The sequence below is a fragment of the Comamonas sp. MYb69 genome (assembly GCF_037479315.1).
Taxonomy (GTDB): Bacteria; Pseudomonadota; Gammaproteobacteria; order Burkholderiales; family Burkholderiaceae_C; genus Comamonas.
Window position 1 is genome coordinate 85,473 of the sequence record NZ_JBBGZG010000002.1, and the last position, 13,219, is coordinate 98,691.

Annotated in this window: 14 protein-coding genes; 8 read left to right on the forward strand and 6 right to left on the reverse strand. The window is 65.9% G+C overall.

Going from position 1 to position 13,219, the window contains the following annotated elements:
- Positions 1–20: 20 nt before the first annotated feature.
- The 4 genes from WH303_RS02570 to WH303_RS02585 all read right to left on the reverse strand — a co-directional run bounded on the left by WH303_RS02570 (position 21) and on the right by WH303_RS02585 (position 4,910).
- Entirely contained in the window at positions 21–1,457 is a 1,437-nt protein-coding gene (locus WH303_RS02570; RefSeq protein ID WP_339516767.1) for an MFS transporter, read from the reverse strand.
- A gap of 34 nt (positions 1,458–1,491) precedes the next feature.
- Positions 1,492–2,760 carry an MFS transporter gene (locus WH303_RS02575; RefSeq protein WP_021025311.1) on the reverse strand — a complete coding sequence of 423 codons (1,269 nt, stop codon included), beginning with the start codon at positions 2,758–2,760 and terminating at the stop codon, positions 1,492–1,494.
- A 206-nt stretch (positions 2,761–2,966) separates the two neighbouring features.
- Entirely contained in the window at positions 2,967–4,166 is a 1,200-nt protein-coding gene (locus tag WH303_RS02580) for a threonine ammonia-lyase (RefSeq protein WP_021025310.1), read from the reverse strand.
- A gap of 78 nt (positions 4,167–4,244) precedes the next feature.
- Positions 4,245–4,910 (reverse strand): TenA family protein, encoded by a 666-nt coding sequence (locus WH303_RS02585; protein WP_339516772.1) that lies wholly within the window; start codon positions 4,908–4,910, stop codon positions 4,245–4,247.
- Positions 4,911–5,042: 132 nt separating this feature from the next.
- Here WH303_RS02585 and WH303_RS02590 point away from each other — a divergent pair, with 132 nt between their 5' ends.
- The 4 genes from WH303_RS02590 (at position 5,043) to WH303_RS02605 (ending at position 8,267) form a co-directional block, all read left to right on the forward strand.
- On the forward strand, positions 5,043–5,408 hold the full coding sequence (locus tag WH303_RS02590) for a RidA family protein (protein WP_021025308.1): 366 nt from the start codon (positions 5,043–5,045) through the stop codon (positions 5,406–5,408).
- 234 nt (positions 5,409–5,642) lie between these two features.
- The gene (locus WH303_RS02595; protein ID WP_260718493.1) at positions 5,643–6,950 is read left to right on the forward strand and encodes a C4-dicarboxylate transporter DctA; all 1,308 of its coding nucleotides are present in this window, start codon (positions 5,643–5,645) and stop codon (positions 6,948–6,950) included.
- Positions 6,951–6,954: 4 nt separating this feature from the next.
- Entirely contained in the window at positions 6,955–7,641 is a 687-nt protein-coding gene (locus WH303_RS02600) for a GntR family transcriptional regulator (RefSeq protein ID WP_021025306.1), read from the forward strand.
- Positions 7,641–8,267 (forward strand): pseudouridine synthase, encoded by a 627-nt coding sequence (locus WH303_RS02605; RefSeq protein ID WP_339516779.1) that lies wholly within the window; start codon positions 7,641–7,643, stop codon positions 8,265–8,267. Before WH303_RS02600 ends, WH303_RS02605 begins: the two co-directional genes overlap by 1 nt.
- Before the next feature lie 19 nt (positions 8,268–8,286).
- On the opposite strand, the gene WH303_RS02610 is transcribed toward WH303_RS02605, so the two are convergent.
- Complete coding sequence (locus WH303_RS02610) at positions 8,287–9,453, reverse strand: hypothetical protein (RefSeq protein ID WP_339516781.1); 1,167 nt, start codon at positions 9,451–9,453, stop codon at positions 8,287–8,289.
- Between the two features lie 177 nt (positions 9,454–9,630).
- Here WH303_RS02610 and WH303_RS02615 point away from each other — a divergent pair, with 177 nt between their 5' ends.
- The 3 genes from WH303_RS02615 to WH303_RS02625 all read left to right on the forward strand — a co-directional run bounded on the left by WH303_RS02615 (position 9,631) and on the right by WH303_RS02625 (position 11,235).
- On the forward strand, positions 9,631–10,302 hold the full coding sequence (locus WH303_RS02615; protein ID WP_021025323.1) for an ankyrin repeat domain-containing protein: 672 nt from the start codon (positions 9,631–9,633) through the stop codon (positions 10,300–10,302).
- Positions 10,303–10,566: 264 nt separating this feature from the next.
- Positions 10,567–10,776 (forward strand): hypothetical protein, encoded by a 210-nt coding sequence (locus WH303_RS02620; RefSeq protein ID WP_084635674.1) that lies wholly within the window; start codon positions 10,567–10,569, stop codon positions 10,774–10,776.
- Positions 10,777–10,884: 108 nt separating this feature from the next.
- Positions 10,885–11,235 (forward strand): RNA recognition motif domain-containing protein, encoded by a 351-nt coding sequence (locus tag WH303_RS02625; RefSeq protein WP_021025325.1) that lies wholly within the window; start codon positions 10,885–10,887, stop codon positions 11,233–11,235.
- 103 nt (positions 11,236–11,338) lie between these two features.
- Here the strand turns inward: WH303_RS02625 and WH303_RS02630 are convergent, their stop codons facing one another.
- Positions 11,339–12,274: a LysR family transcriptional regulator gene (locus WH303_RS02630; RefSeq protein ID WP_339516784.1), complete on the reverse strand. Its 936-nt coding sequence runs from the start codon at positions 12,272–12,274 to the stop codon at positions 11,339–11,341.
- Positions 12,275–12,396: 122 nt separating this feature from the next.
- Here WH303_RS02630 and WH303_RS02635 point away from each other — a divergent pair, with 122 nt between their 5' ends.
- The gene (locus WH303_RS02635; RefSeq protein ID WP_339516786.1) at positions 12,397–13,176 is read left to right on the forward strand and encodes an SDR family oxidoreductase; all 780 of its coding nucleotides are present in this window, start codon (positions 12,397–12,399) and stop codon (positions 13,174–13,176) included.
- The last annotated feature ends 43 nt before the right edge of the window (positions 13,177–13,219 follow it).

The window sequence follows — 13,219 nt, forward strand, 5'->3', positions numbered from 1 at the left end:
GGGTCCAGGCTCTGGAGCCTTTAGCAGGGCATCGCGGCGTTGCGGCGGGCATAGCACCACCAGGTCACCACAGCGCACAGCAGATAGAAGGCAGAAAACACCCACAGCGCGGCCTCGGGCCCGCCGGTGGATGCGATCGAGCTGCCATAGCTCTTGGGAATGAAAAAGCCCCCGTAGGCACCCAGTGCGCCGGCAAAGCCGACGGCGGCGGCGCCCAGCACATTGCCTTCCTTGAGGGCGGCGGCCTGCGAGGCCGCATCCTTGCCCGCGCCTTGCGTGGCCAGCTGGTTGAAGATCACGGGGATCATGCGGAAGGTGGAGCCATTGCCGATGCCGGTGGTGACAAACAGCACCAGGAACATCAGAAAAAAGCCGGTGAAGCTGCCCGCCTGCGGCCCCCAGGCCAGCGCATAGCTGCCCGTGCCCTTGGGCAAAAACCACAGCACGCCCAGCACGGCCAGCGCCATCACCAGAAAGTTCCAGAACGTGACCACCCCGCCACCGACCTTGTCGGCCAGCCAGCCACCAAAGGGCCGCACCAGCGCGCCCACCAGCGGGCCCAGCCAGGCGTAGGCCAGCGGGTTGATGGCGGGGAACAGTCCCTTGATGAGCAGCGGAAAGCCGGCGGCAAAGCCGATGAAGGAGCCAAAGGTGCCCAGGTAGAGCAGGCACATGATCCAGTTGTGGGGCTGCACAAAGATGGCGGCCTGCGCAGCCACCGAGGCCTTGGCATCGGCCACATCGTTCATCCCGAACCAGGCAACGACCGAGGTCAGCGCAATCCAGGGCACCCAGATGAAGGCGGCGTTCTGCATCCAGACCTGGACCTGCACCCCGCCCTGGCTGATGGTCTGCGGCTCACCGCCAAAGATGCCCAGCAGGCCGACGGTGACGACGATGGGGCTCAGGAACTGCACCACCGACACGCCCAGGTTGCCCAGGCCGGCATTGACGCCCAGCGCCGAGCCCTTGCGGTCCTTGGGGAAGAAGTAGCTGATGTTGGCCATGCTGGAGCTGAAATTGCCCCCGCCCAGGCCGCACAGCAGCGCCAGGATCAGCATCGTCGGGTAGGGTATGGCCGGGTCCTGCACGGCCACGCCGATGCCGATCGCCGGGATCAGCAGGCTGGCAGTGGAGATCGCCGTCCAGCGCCGGCCGCCCACCAGCGGCACCATGAAGGAGTAGAAGATGCGCAAGGTGGCACCCGACAGCGCAGGCGCGGCCGCCAGCCAGAACAGCTGGTTGGTGGAGTACTGAAAGCCCAGGCCCGGCAGGCTGACGGCGACCACGCTCCAGACCTGCCAGACGGCAAAGGCCAGGAACAGGGCCGGCACGGAGATCCACAAATTGAGCTTGGCGATGGCCTCGCCCTCCTTTTCCCAGAAGGCCTTGTCCTCCGGGGTCCAGATCGTCAAGGTGCTGCCGCGGCGCGGCGCAGAGGGGGTGTTGCTTGTCATGGAGAGTCTTTCCAGCAGAAATCGATGGCGGCTGTCAGGCCTTGCGGCCCGCAGCGGGGCCCATCACATCGGTGCGGCGCACCTCGGTCCAGTACATCCAGATCAGCGAGACCCAGACCACACCGTAGAGCAGCATGAAAGCACTGGAGCGCAGGCCCGTCAGGTCGAGCAGCAGGCCGAACAGGATGGGCAGCACAAAGCCGCCCAGGCCGCCGGCCAGGCCCACGATGCCGCTGATGGCACCGATGTTGTCGGGGTAGTCGTTGCCGATGTACTTGAAGACGCTGGCCTTGCCGAACGCAAAGGCCACGCCCAGCACACCCATCAGCGCGGTGAAGCTGTAGACGTTCAGGCCCAGGTGGAAGGTCTGGGGGCCGTTGACCGTGGCAATCGTGAAATCGGTCTGCGGGTAGCTCAGCAGGAACAGGCAGACCCAGCTCACCCACATCACCCACCAGGTGACCTTGTGGGCGCCGTATTTGTCGGACAGCACACCGCCAATGGCGCGCAGCACGCCGCCGGGCAGCGAAAAGCAGGCCGCGAGCAAGGCGGCGACACGGATGTCGAGGCCGTACTCGCCCACGTAGTACTGCACCATCCACAGCGCCAGCGCCACATAGCCACCAAAGACGATGCTGTAGTACTGGCAGTACTTGAGCACGCGCGGGTCCTTCAAGGCCTGCAGCTGGTCGACAAAGCGGACGTTGTTGGCGACCAGGTGGCGCGGGTCATGCGCGCTGAACAGCCAGAACAGCACCACGGTGCCGGCCAGAATGGCCGCGTAGACCTGGGGCACCAGCGCCCAGCCGCCCGCCACCAACAGCGCCGGGGCCAGAAACTTGTTGACGGCCGAGCCGGAGTTACCCGCGCCATAGACGCCCATGGCCATGCCCTGGCGGCTCTTGGGAAACCAGCGCGCCACATAGGGCGTGCCCACCGAGAACGAGCCGCCAGCGAGACCGACAAACAGGCCGATGACGAGGAACTGCCAGTACTGCGTGGCGTAGGCCATGAGCCAGACGGCCGGCACGGTGACGGCCATCAGCACGGTCATCACGGTGCGGCCGCCAAAGCGGTCCGTCCAGATGCCCAGCGGCACCCGCACCAGCGAGCCCGAGAGCACCGGCATGGCGGTGAGCAGGCCGAACTCGGTCGCGTTCAGGCCCAGTTGCTGCTTGAGCGGGATGCCGATGACGCCGAACATCATCCACACCATGAAGCAGACGGTGAAGGCCAGCGTGCTGACGGCGAGCACGCTCCAGGCCTGGCGCGAGACAGCAGGAGGGGCAGTGGCGGAATCCATGGTGGGGGCAGATGTTGTTGGTCTGCCCCTACTGTGCTGCGCCAGCGCGCAGCGCACCATCCACCGGTTAGCGCATCAGGCCGCGCCGCAAGAACGATGGCCTGCGCCCTGCCATCGTTCTGAAGAACTACGGCGCCGCTTTTCTCGGCAGCGCCTGATGTGCATCAAACCGGCCATGCAGCCTGGCCGGCATGATGCCCGGTTGCTCAGGCCAGATCGACCTGCATGCCCACGGCGCGCAGCTTGTCCACCACCTCATCGATATGCGCCTTGCTGCGGGTCTGCAGCACGATGTCGATCTCGGTGTTTTGCGCGGCCAGCTTGGTGAAGGCGCGCTGGTGGTGCACCTCTTCGATGTTGGCGCCCGCCTCGGCCACGATGGCCGTGATGCGCGCGAGCATGCCGGGCACATCGCGCGAGCTGATGCGCAGGCGCGCCAGCCGCCCCGAGCGCACCATGCCGCGCTGGATGATGGAGGCCAGCAGCAGCGGATCGATATTGCCGCCCGACAGCACCAGGCCCACCTTTTGGCCGGCAAAGCGCTCGGGGTAGCGCAGCAGCGCCGCCAGCCCCACCGATCCCGCGCCCTCGACCAGGGTCTTTTCAATCTCCAGCAGCATCAGCACCGCCTGCTCGATATCGCTCTCCTCGACCAGTACCAGGTCGTCCACCGTGCGGGCGACGATCTCGCGCGTGATCAGGCCGGCCGTCGCCACGGCAATGCCTTCGGCCATCGTCGAGACGCCCACGGGCAGGTCCTGGTGCTGCACCGCATTGACCATGCTGGGAAAGCGCGAGGTCTGTACGCCCACCACCTGGATGCTGGGCTTGACGGCCTTGGCGGCCGTGGCCATGCCGGCGATCAGGCCCCCGCCGCCCACGGCGACCAGCAAGGTGTCCAGGTCGGGCTGGTCTTCGAGCATCTCCAGCGCCAAGGTGCCCTGGCCGGCGGCAATGTCGGCATCGTCAAAGGGGTGCACAAACACCAGCTTCTGGTCCTCGGCCATCGCATAGGCATGGGCGCGGGCCTCTTCCAGCGTGTCGCCATGCAGCACCACCTCGGCACCAAAGCTGCGCGTGCGCTCGACCTTGACGCCCGGCGTGAAGCGCGGCATCACGATCACCGCCCGCACCCCCAGCTGCTGCGCATGGTAGGCCACGCCCTGGGCATGGTTGCCCGCGCTCATTGCAATCACGCCCCGTGCGCGCTGCTCGGCGTTGAGCTGCATCAGCTTGTTGCAGGCACCGCGCTCCTTGAAGGCCGCCGTGAACTGCAGGTTCTCGAACTTGAGGTAGACCTTGGCACCCACGATCTGGGACAGGGTGTGGGAGTAGAGGCAGGGCGTGCGCTCGACCTTGCCTTGGATGCGCTGGGCGGCGTCGCGGATGTCTTGAATGCTGAGCATGGGGTGACTCGCTGGAGGGTGGGCCGCGCGGCCTGGGGGCGGCGGTGGTGATGGGTTCCGTATCCGGGGTGCCGGGCTTCAGTCGGCGCTTGCCGGCTGGTAGACATGGTCAAAAAACGCCTGCTCCAGCGCCACCGCGCGGCTGAAATAATCGGCCGCCTCGGCACGCGCGTCGGGCTCGATGCTCTCGCCCATGCGGTCGAGCTCAGCGCGCAGCCAGCCAACAAAATCGCGGAAGAAGGCATTGGCGTGCAGGCTGATCCATTCGGCATGTTCAAAGCGCGGCGGCAGGGTCTGGCCGGGCTGGTCAAAGCCATCCAGGTACAGGCCTTCGGCCACGCAGAGCACGGCCAGGCAGTTGGCGTATTTCTGGCTGCGCGCGGCCTGCCCCATCAGCGCCTGGAACTGCACCGTGGGCAGCGTCAGCGGCGGCGTATCGCGCTCCTGCTGGGACACGTCCAGCGCGTCAAAGCTGCGCTGGAAATAGGTGTTCTCATCGCTGGTGATCATGGCCGCAAACTGCGCCAGGCGCACGCGCGGCGCAAAGCTATCGGCGCTGGCGATGGCCGCGCCCAAGAGCGCCACAAACTGGTTGATGAACTGGTAGTCCTGCACCAGGTAGCGGCGCAGCACCGCGTCATCCAAGCTGCCGGCCCGCATCTCGCCAATGAAGCGGTGCTGGATGCAGGCATCCCAAACGGGCTGGTTCAGCGCTTGAAGCGCATCGGAAAAACGGTCAGTCATGGTGGGCGACAGAGGCTGCAACGGCGAAGAGGGCCATTGTGCCGCAACAGCCTTGTGCCTGCGCACCATCCTTGTGATGCGCTATGATTTTTGCACATCCCCACCCTCTATCTCTGTTACCGAAAGACGAGCATGACCTCTGCCATCGACCGCCGCCACGTCGGCGCCCGCCTGTCCGAAATCGCCATCCACAACGGCACCGTCTACCTGGCCGGCCAGATCCCCGAGAACAACCCCGGCGCCGATATCGTCACCCAGACCCAGGAAGTGCTGGGCCATATCGACCGCCTGCTGGGCGAGGCCGGATCGAGCAAGGCCAGCATCCTGCAGTGCCAGATCTACCTGACCGACATCAGCGAGATCGGCCAGATGAACAGCGTCTGGGACGCCTGGGTGGCCCCCGGCCACACGCCGCCCCGCGCCACCGTGCAGGCCACGCTGGGCAACCCCGCCTACAAGATCGAAGTGGTGGTGGTCGCCGCCGTCGACAAGGCCTGATCGGCACGCGCTGGCCCTGCCGAAAAACCTGTTCATAGGCTGCGTTGAACGCAGCATTCCTTGCATACAAAGCCTGTCTTGCAACTTGCATGGCAGGCTTTTTGCTTGTGTCTCCCAGGCTGCACAAGTCGGTGAACGCTCACGGGTAATCCCTGTTCACTGATCGGTATGTGCATGGGTACATTTTGCATACAAGAAATTTACAACTTGTATACAAACCGAAAAGGAATGCGTATGCGTCGTTTTGTCAGATCGCTGTTCGGGCAGGTGGTGGTGGCTCTTATCGTGGGGGTCCTCATCGGGCTGCTGGTGCCGGAGTGGGCCGTCAAGCTCAAACCTTTGGGCGATGGTTTCATCAAGCTCATCAAGATGATCATCCCGGTGCTGGTGTTCTGCGTGGTGGTGCATGGCATTGCGGGCGCAGGCGACCTCAAGCGCGTGGGCCGGGTTGGCGTCAAGGCGCTGATCTACTTCGAGGTGCTGACCACCATCGCGCTGGTGTTGGGCCTGGTGCTGGCCTTTGTGTTCCAACCTGGTGCAGGCATGAACGTGGACCCGAGCAAGCTCGATGCCTCGGCCATGAGCGCTTACGCCAGCAATGCCGACAAGCTGACCAGCGGCGGCACGGTCGACTTCCTGATGAAGCTGATCCCCACCACCGTGGTGCAGGCCTTTGCCACCGGCGATGTGCTGCAGGTGCTGCTGTTTGCCGTGCTGTTTGGCTGCGGGTTGACCATGCTGGGCGAGCGCGGCGCGCCGGTCAGCCTGCTGATCGACACGATGTCGCATGTGCTGTTCAAGGTGATGGGCATCATCATCAAGCTCGCGCCGCTGGGTGTGCTGGGCGCGATCGCCTTTACCGTCGGCCAGTACGGCGTGGGCTCGCTCAAGCAGTTGGGCATGCTGGTATTGCTGTTCTATGTGGCCGTCGCCTTCTTTGTGTTTGTGGTGCTGGGCTTTGCGATGCGGGTCTCGGGTTTCAGCCTCATCAAGCTGCTGCGCTACCTGCGTGAAGAGCTGATGGTGGTGTTTGCCACCACCTCGTCGGACAGCGTGCTGCCCCAGATCATGGCCAAGCTGCGCCACCTGGGCATCCGCGACTCCACCGTCGGCCTGGTGATCCCCACCGGCTACTCCTTCAACCTCGATGCATTCTCGATCTACATCACCTTGGCGGCGGTCTTCATTGCCCAGGCCACCAATACGCCGATCTCGATGACCGATCTTCTGACCATCCTGGCCATTGCGCTGGTGACCTCCAAGGGCGCACACGGCGTGCCCGGCTCGGCGATTGTGGTGCTTGCCGCCACCTTGCATGCGATCCCCGCCATCCCGGCCATCGGCCTGGTGCTGGTGCTGTCGGTGGACTGGTTCATGGGCATTGCCCGGGCGCTGGGCAACCTGATCGGCAACTGCGTGGCCACCGTGGCGATTGCCTCCTGGGAGGGCGATATCGACCGCGAACGGGCCCATAAGGTGCTCAATGGCGAGAAACTACCGCAAGACACGGCACAATCGGAGCTGTCTACACCCCACGCCTGAGCCCATGACTGCTGTCAGCCCCACCACCATTGCAGAACGCGTCGTCGAAGCCATCCTCGCGCAGAAGCTCTCGCCCGGGGAGCGCCTGGGAGAGCAGGCGCTGGCGGACAACTTCTCGGTCAGCCGCACCTTGGTGCGTGAGGCGCTGATGCAGCTGCAGGCGCGCGGCTTTGTGCAGGTGCAGCCGCGCCGGGGCTGGTATGTGGTGCAGCCCAGTGCCGAGGAGGCACGCGACGCCTTTGCCGCCCGGCGCATCATCGAAGCGGGCATCCTGGAGACCGCAGGCCGCCCGATGCAGCAGGTGATCCGCCAGCTGCGCCTGCATATCGATGAGGAGCAGCGCGCCATCCAGGGCGCCGACGCGGCCACGCGCGCCTTTCTGCTGGCCGATTTCCACGTCTGCCTGGCCGAGAACATGGGCCACCGCCTGCTGGCCGATACCCTGCGCGACCTGACCGCCCGCACCACGCTGGCAGCGACGCTCTACCAGTCCGACCACAGCGCCGAGCAGTCCTGCGCGGACCACGCCAGCATTGTCGAGGCGCTGGAGCGGGGCGATGCCGAGCAGGCCCGCGCACTGATGCTGGCCCATATCGGCAATGTCGAAGAAGCGCTGGAGACCACGCCCCCGCCCCCGGAGACCGCACCGGGCGAGCGCCTGCGTGCCACCCTGAGCCCCGTGCAGCGCTGATGCCCGAGCCACGCATGCGGCCGCGCAAGAGCGGCGGGCCGGTCAAATTCCTCAAGCCTGCCAGACCCGCAAACCCGGCCGGCCCGCCCCGGCTGTTGGGTTTTCACAAGCCCTATGGCGTTGTCAGCCAGTTCACGCCCGAGGGGCGCTGGCAGGGCCTCAAGGACTTTATCGACGTGCCCGGCGTCTATGTCGCCGGCCGGCTCGATGGCGACAGCGAAGGCCTGCTGCTGCTGACCAACGACGGCCAGCTGCAGGCCCGCATTGCCGATCCGCGCCACAAGATGGCCAAGACCTACTGGGTGCAGGTCGAAGGCATTCCCGATGCCGCTGCCTTGCAGCAGCTGCGCGATGGCGTGGCCCTGAAAGACGGCAAGACCCTGCCGGCCCAGGTGCGCATGCTCGATCCGCAGCCTGCGATGTGGCCCCGCGACCCGCCCATCCGCGTGCGCCAGAGCGTGCCCGATTGCTGGATCGAGCTCATCATCCGCGAAGGCCGCAACCGCCAGGTGCGGCGCATGACGGCCGCCGTCGGCCACCCTACGCTGCGCCTGGTGCGCATGGCCATTGGCCCCTACACGCTCGATGGCCTGGAGCCGGGGCAGTGGACAGATCTGGCGCTGTAAAAAGCCGCCGCGCCAGGCCTCAATGCGCCAGCAGCGGCAATGCATCCAAGGCCTCTTGCCCCGAGGGCAAGGCCACCGCCTGCCAGCCACCGCGCCGGGGCCAGGGCCGGTAGTGCGCCAGCGGCAACACATCCACCTGCTCGATCTGCCCTTGCAGCTGCGCGCCCAGCGCTTGCAAGGCCTGGCTGCGCTGCTGCGCGCAGGCCTGCACCTGTGCCCACTGCGCGCGCCGCGCGGCCGCGCTCAAGGCTGCCATCGCATGGGGGGCCGGCAGGCATTGCGCCGCCACCAACCAGCGCAGGGCGCGGTGGTCGCCCGCGCCCAGTTGCTGCAGTTGCTGTGCATAGCGCTGCAGCCCCTCCGGCTCCAGGCGGCCCGCCAGTTGGATATCGAGCACATCGCCTTGCAGGCGGTAGCGCGCTGGCAGGGCGGCGCTCCAGTGGCTTGTGCCGTGGCGGCTGCGCATGCTGGCAGCAATACGGCGGCTGCCCTGCACCAACATCGGCTGCACCAGCTCCAGCAGGGCCGCGTCGCGCAGGCGGGCTTGTTCGGGGTTGCGGGCGGGCGCCAGCTGGATGCGAAGCGGCTGGCTGTCATACCCGCGCCATTGCAGGCCCCAGACCTGCAGCCCGGCCCGGTCCGGCGCCATCAGGCCCATGGCCAGCGCTGCTGGCACAAAGGCGATCGCCGCCCAGATCCACCATTCGGGCGACATGCGGCGCGCATTCCAGGCCTCGCCCTGGCGCAGCAGCGACCAGCCGGTGCTCAGCTGCCCCAGCAGCCAGACCGCTACCAGCACCACGATGGCGCCGGCCAGGCCCGTGCCCATCTGCAGCATCTCGGCCGGGTGCAGGCGCTCGGGCAACAGGAACAGGACCATCCAGCCGCAAGCCGTCGCCAGCAAGGCCGCCAGCATCGCGTAAAACGGCAGCCACACGGGCGTGCGCAGCCGCCCGTCCTCCATCAGCAAGCCTGGATCGCGCTGCGCGCGCCGCCCTTCCAGCATCCAGCCGATACGGCCCGCTTGCGACAGCAGCACAAACACCAGCCCGCCTGCTGCCACTGCTATCAGCAGCGGCAGCCACAGCCACAGCAGCAGCACGCCCAGCGCCGCCATCAGCACCCCGCCCAGCACCAGCAGCGCCGCATGGCCGCGCTGCTGCTTTCGCTCGTTGCTCCCGCCCATTCGTCTCTGCACTCCCTTGTCTCTCATCTCCACCGGCATCCGGCATTCCTGTGCAAGAATGCCCTTTCGCACCCACTAAGCCTGCAAGACCAGCTATGGTTTTGGGAGTATATGAACTGGAGGGGATGGACGCGGCTGCCATACCCCCGCTGTAAGAACCTGTTCAAAGGAGACCCCATGCGCCCCTTGCTCAGCCTCTGCCTTGGCCTGGCCTTTCAACTGACGCAACCCCCTGCCCACGCACAGAACATGACCACGCTCGCCCTGCACCAGGCAGCGGCCGCCAACAACGGCAGCCGCATCCAGCAACTGCTGCAAAACGGGGGCGCCAGCGCCCTCGATGCGCGCGATGCCCAGGGCCGCACGCCGCTGCTGGTAGCCACACAGAGCAACCAGGTGGCAGCGGCCAAGGCCTTGATCGAGGCTGGTGCCGATGTGAATGCCAAGGACCACATCGAAGACAGCCCCTACCTGTACGCCGGCGCACGCGGCCACCAGGAGATCCTGCAGATGACGCTGGCCCACGGCGCCGACCTGCGCAGCACCAACCGCTATGGCGGCACCGCGCTGATCCCGGCGGCCGAGCGCGGCCATGTCGAGACCGTGCGCACCCTCATCAATGCCGGCGTCGATGTGAACCATGTCAACCGCCTGGGCTGGACGGCACTGATGGAGGCCATCGTGCTGAGCGATGGCGGCCCGCGCCACCAGCAGATCCTGCAGCTCTTGATCGATGCCAAGGCCGATGTGAACCTGGCCGACAAGGAGGGCGTGACGCCGCTGGCCCATGCCCGGCAGCGCGGCTACAGCGCGATGGTGGAGATGCTGAGCGCTGCGGGTGCACGCTGATCTGCAGTGTTGTTTTATGCAATAAGTTAATAAAAATTAGACTTTTTATAACTATTGCTTTATAGTGAATGCCGTTCAAGAGGTATTTGCCGCTGCGCAAGCCTCTGGTTCCCGCTGGTGGACCCGCAAGTCGGCATCCAGCGTTCCTGGCGACATTCGCCTGGTTGATCTGCAGAGCAGCAGTCAACCGCGTACTACACGCTCACACCGGCCCCCCAAGCCGCTGACCCCAGATTGCAACCCATTTCCAAGACTTTTATTTCCATCGGGAAGTACCTCGTTTCGCCGTCGACCCACCCGACCGCCAATGGCCGCTTCGGCGCCTCCTTCTCCGTCCAGCGCGCACCAGGCAACGGCAGTTACTGCCGGGTCTTTCGCTTCGACAAGACATTTGCCTCCGCAGAGGCGGCGCGCATCTTTGCCGTGACCCAAGGCTGGCTGCAGTCGTCCATGCCCAAGCCCCCAGTCTGCTGATCGCGGGCAGGCAACCCCTCCCATCCCTTGGCGATAGGGCCTGGTTTCTCCAGTCCATCGCCCACCCCTGCGCAAGCATCGCGCAACCTCTTCCAGAAAGGCTCTGACATGAGCAGCAAAATTTATGTGGGCAACCTGCCCTACTCCGTGACCGACGCCAGCCTTGAGGAGAACTTCTCCGAATTCGGTGCCGTGACCTCGGCCAAAGTCATGATGGACCGCGACACCGGCCGCTCCAAGGGCTTCGGCTTTGTGGAAATGGCCTCGGCCGATGTGGCCCAGGCAGCGATCGACGCGCTCAATGGCCGGTCCGTGGACGGACGCCAGATCGTCGTCAACCTGGCCCGCCCGCGGGAAGAGTCCAGAGGCGCGGGTGGCTACAGCAACGCAGGCGCGCGTTCGGGCGGTCGCTCGGACGTGGGCTATGGCCAAGGTGGTTACGGCGGTGGCCGCTACTGAGCGCATCGCATCTTGAAGACCCGGCTGTCCTAACCGGTTCGATCAGGCCTCCCGGGGCCTTACAAAGCGCCTCCTGGTACCGCTGGTACAGGGAGGCGCTTTGTCATGGACGGGACGCGGAGCCCTGCGGGCCGGGCGCGATCGCTCCGGCCTGCACCAGCAGCTGCGCGATCCAGTCGATGAACACCCGCACCCGGCGCGAAAGCTGCGCGCGGTGCAGGTAGAGCACATGCACCGGTAGCGCAGGCGGCGGGTAGCCCTGCAGCACCTCTACCAGCTCGCCCGATTGCAGATACGCCTGCACGTCATAGCGCGGTATCTGGATCAGGCCCAGGCCCGCCAGCGCGCAGGCGATATAGCTCTCCACATGGTTGGCGCCCACGGCCCCGGACAACACCATGCTGTGCTCGGCGCCGCCCTCCACCCACGCCCAGGCGGCAGGGCGCCCACTGGTGGGTGAGTTGTAGTGCACGCTCTGGTGCGCTGCCAGATCGGCCGGAGTCTGCGGCCTGCCCTGCCGGGCCAGGTAGGCGGGGCTGGCGCAGTTGATCAGCGCCATGCTGCCCAGCGCCTTGGCCACCAGCGAGCTGTCGGCCAGCGGGCCCACACGCAAGGCGCAGTCGATGTGCTCCTGCACCAGGTCCACCGCCCGGTCGCTGGAGCCCAGATCCACCTCCAGCCCCGGGTGCTGCGCCAGCAGCGCCGGCAATGCCGGGGCGACGATCAGCCGCGCCACACGGCTGGGCACATCGATGCGCAGGCGCCCGGCCACCGCATGCGACTGCGGGCGAAAGCGCTGCTCCAGGTCCTGCATCTCATCGACCAGGCTGCTGGCGCTGTCCACCAGCGCCTGGCCGTCCAGCGTCAGCGCCACCTTGCGCGTGGTGCGGTGGAGCAGGCGCGCGCCCAGCCGGGTTTCCAACTGCTGCACCGCCAGCGACACCGTGGGCCGGGGCAGCGCCAGCTGGTCGGCGGCCTGGGAAAAGCTGCCGGTCGCGGCGACGCGCAAAAAGATGCGCAGCAGGTCAATGCGGTCCATGGCCCGGATCCTGCGCATTCATTGTTAGTAAATTCTGGATAAACATGGAATAAATTCTATATTTATCTTTGTTTCATGACCAATTACGCTGAACAGCTCTGACCTATCCCCAGGAGCTTTTCATGTCCAAACCCCAACACAGCCTGCAGGGCAAGACCGTTTTGATCGCCGGCGGCGCCAAGAACCTGGGCGGCCTGCTGGCCACCGACTTTGTCCAGCATGGCGCCAAGGCCGTGGCCATCCACTACAACAGCGCAGCGAGCAAGGCCGATGCCGAGCAGACGCTGGCAGCGCTGCAAAAGCTGGGCACCAAGGCCGTGATCCTGCAAGGCGACCTGACCACGGCCGCCGCTGTGGAGAAGCTGTTTGCCGACACCGTGGCCGCGCTGGGCCGCCCCGACATCGCGATCAACACCGTGGGCAAGGTGCTGAAAAAGCCGATGTCCGAGATCAGCGAGGCCGAGTTTGACGAGATGGATGCGGTCAACAACAAGGCTGCGTTCTTCTTCCTGAAAGAGGCCGGCAAGCAGGTGAATGATGGCGGCAAGATCTGCACCCTGGTCACCTCGCTGCTGGGCGCGTTCACGCCGTTTTATTCCTCCTACGCGGGCACCAAGGCGCCGGTGGAGCACTACACCCGCGCAGCGGCCAAGGAGCTGGGCGCACGCGGCATCTCGGTCACCGCCGTCGGCCCCGGCCCCATGGACACGCCCTTCTTCTACGGCCAGGAAAGCGCCGACGCGCAGGCCTACCACAAGAGCGCAGCGGCGCTGTCGCCGTTCAGCCAGACGGGGCTGACCGACATCGAAGACGTGGTGCCCTTTGTGCGCCACCTGGTGAGCGATGGCTGGTGGATCACCGGCCAGACGATTCTGATCAACGGCGGCTATACGACAAAATAAGGCCGGGAGGGCGCCGCCCTCCCACCACCACAAGGAGTTGCCC

Excerpts from the sequence above, each read along its gene's own strand:
- WH303_RS02570 (WP_339516767.1), bottom strand. The coding sequence starts at position 1,457 with ATGACAAGCAACACCCCCTCTGCGCCGCGCCGCGGCAGCACCTTGACG.
- WH303_RS02575 (WP_021025311.1), bottom strand. The coding sequence starts at position 2,760 with ATGGATTCCGCCACTGCCCCTCCTGCTGTCTCGCGCCAGGCCTGGAGC.
- WH303_RS02580 (WP_021025310.1), bottom strand. The coding sequence starts at position 4,166 with ATGCTCAGCATTCAAGACATCCGCGACGCCGCCCAGCGCATCCAAGGC.
- WH303_RS02585 (WP_339516772.1), bottom strand. The coding sequence starts at position 4,910 with ATGACTGACCGTTTTTCCGATGCGCTTCAAGCGCTGAACCAGCCCGTT.
- WH303_RS02590 (WP_021025308.1), top strand. The coding sequence starts at position 5,043 with ATGACCTCTGCCATCGACCGCCGCCACGTCGGCGCCCGCCTGTCCGAA.
- WH303_RS02595 (WP_260718493.1), top strand. The coding sequence starts at position 5,643 with ATGCGTCGTTTTGTCAGATCGCTGTTCGGGCAGGTGGTGGTGGCTCTT.
- WH303_RS02600 (WP_021025306.1), top strand. The coding sequence starts at position 6,955 with ATGACTGCTGTCAGCCCCACCACCATTGCAGAACGCGTCGTCGAAGCC.
- WH303_RS02605 (WP_339516779.1), top strand. The coding sequence starts at position 7,641 with ATGCCCGAGCCACGCATGCGGCCGCGCAAGAGCGGCGGGCCGGTCAAA.
- WH303_RS02610 (WP_339516781.1), bottom strand. The coding sequence starts at position 9,453 with ATGGGCGGGAGCAACGAGCGAAAGCAGCAGCGCGGCCATGCGGCGCTG.
- WH303_RS02615 (WP_021025323.1), top strand. The coding sequence starts at position 9,631 with ATGCGCCCCTTGCTCAGCCTCTGCCTTGGCCTGGCCTTTCAACTGACG.
- WH303_RS02625 (WP_021025325.1), top strand. The coding sequence starts at position 10,885 with ATGAGCAGCAAAATTTATGTGGGCAACCTGCCCTACTCCGTGACCGAC.
- WH303_RS02630 (WP_339516784.1), bottom strand. The coding sequence starts at position 12,274 with ATGGACCGCATTGACCTGCTGCGCATCTTTTTGCGCGTCGCCGCGACC.
- WH303_RS02635 (WP_339516786.1), top strand. The coding sequence starts at position 12,397 with ATGTCCAAACCCCAACACAGCCTGCAGGGCAAGACCGTTTTGATCGCC.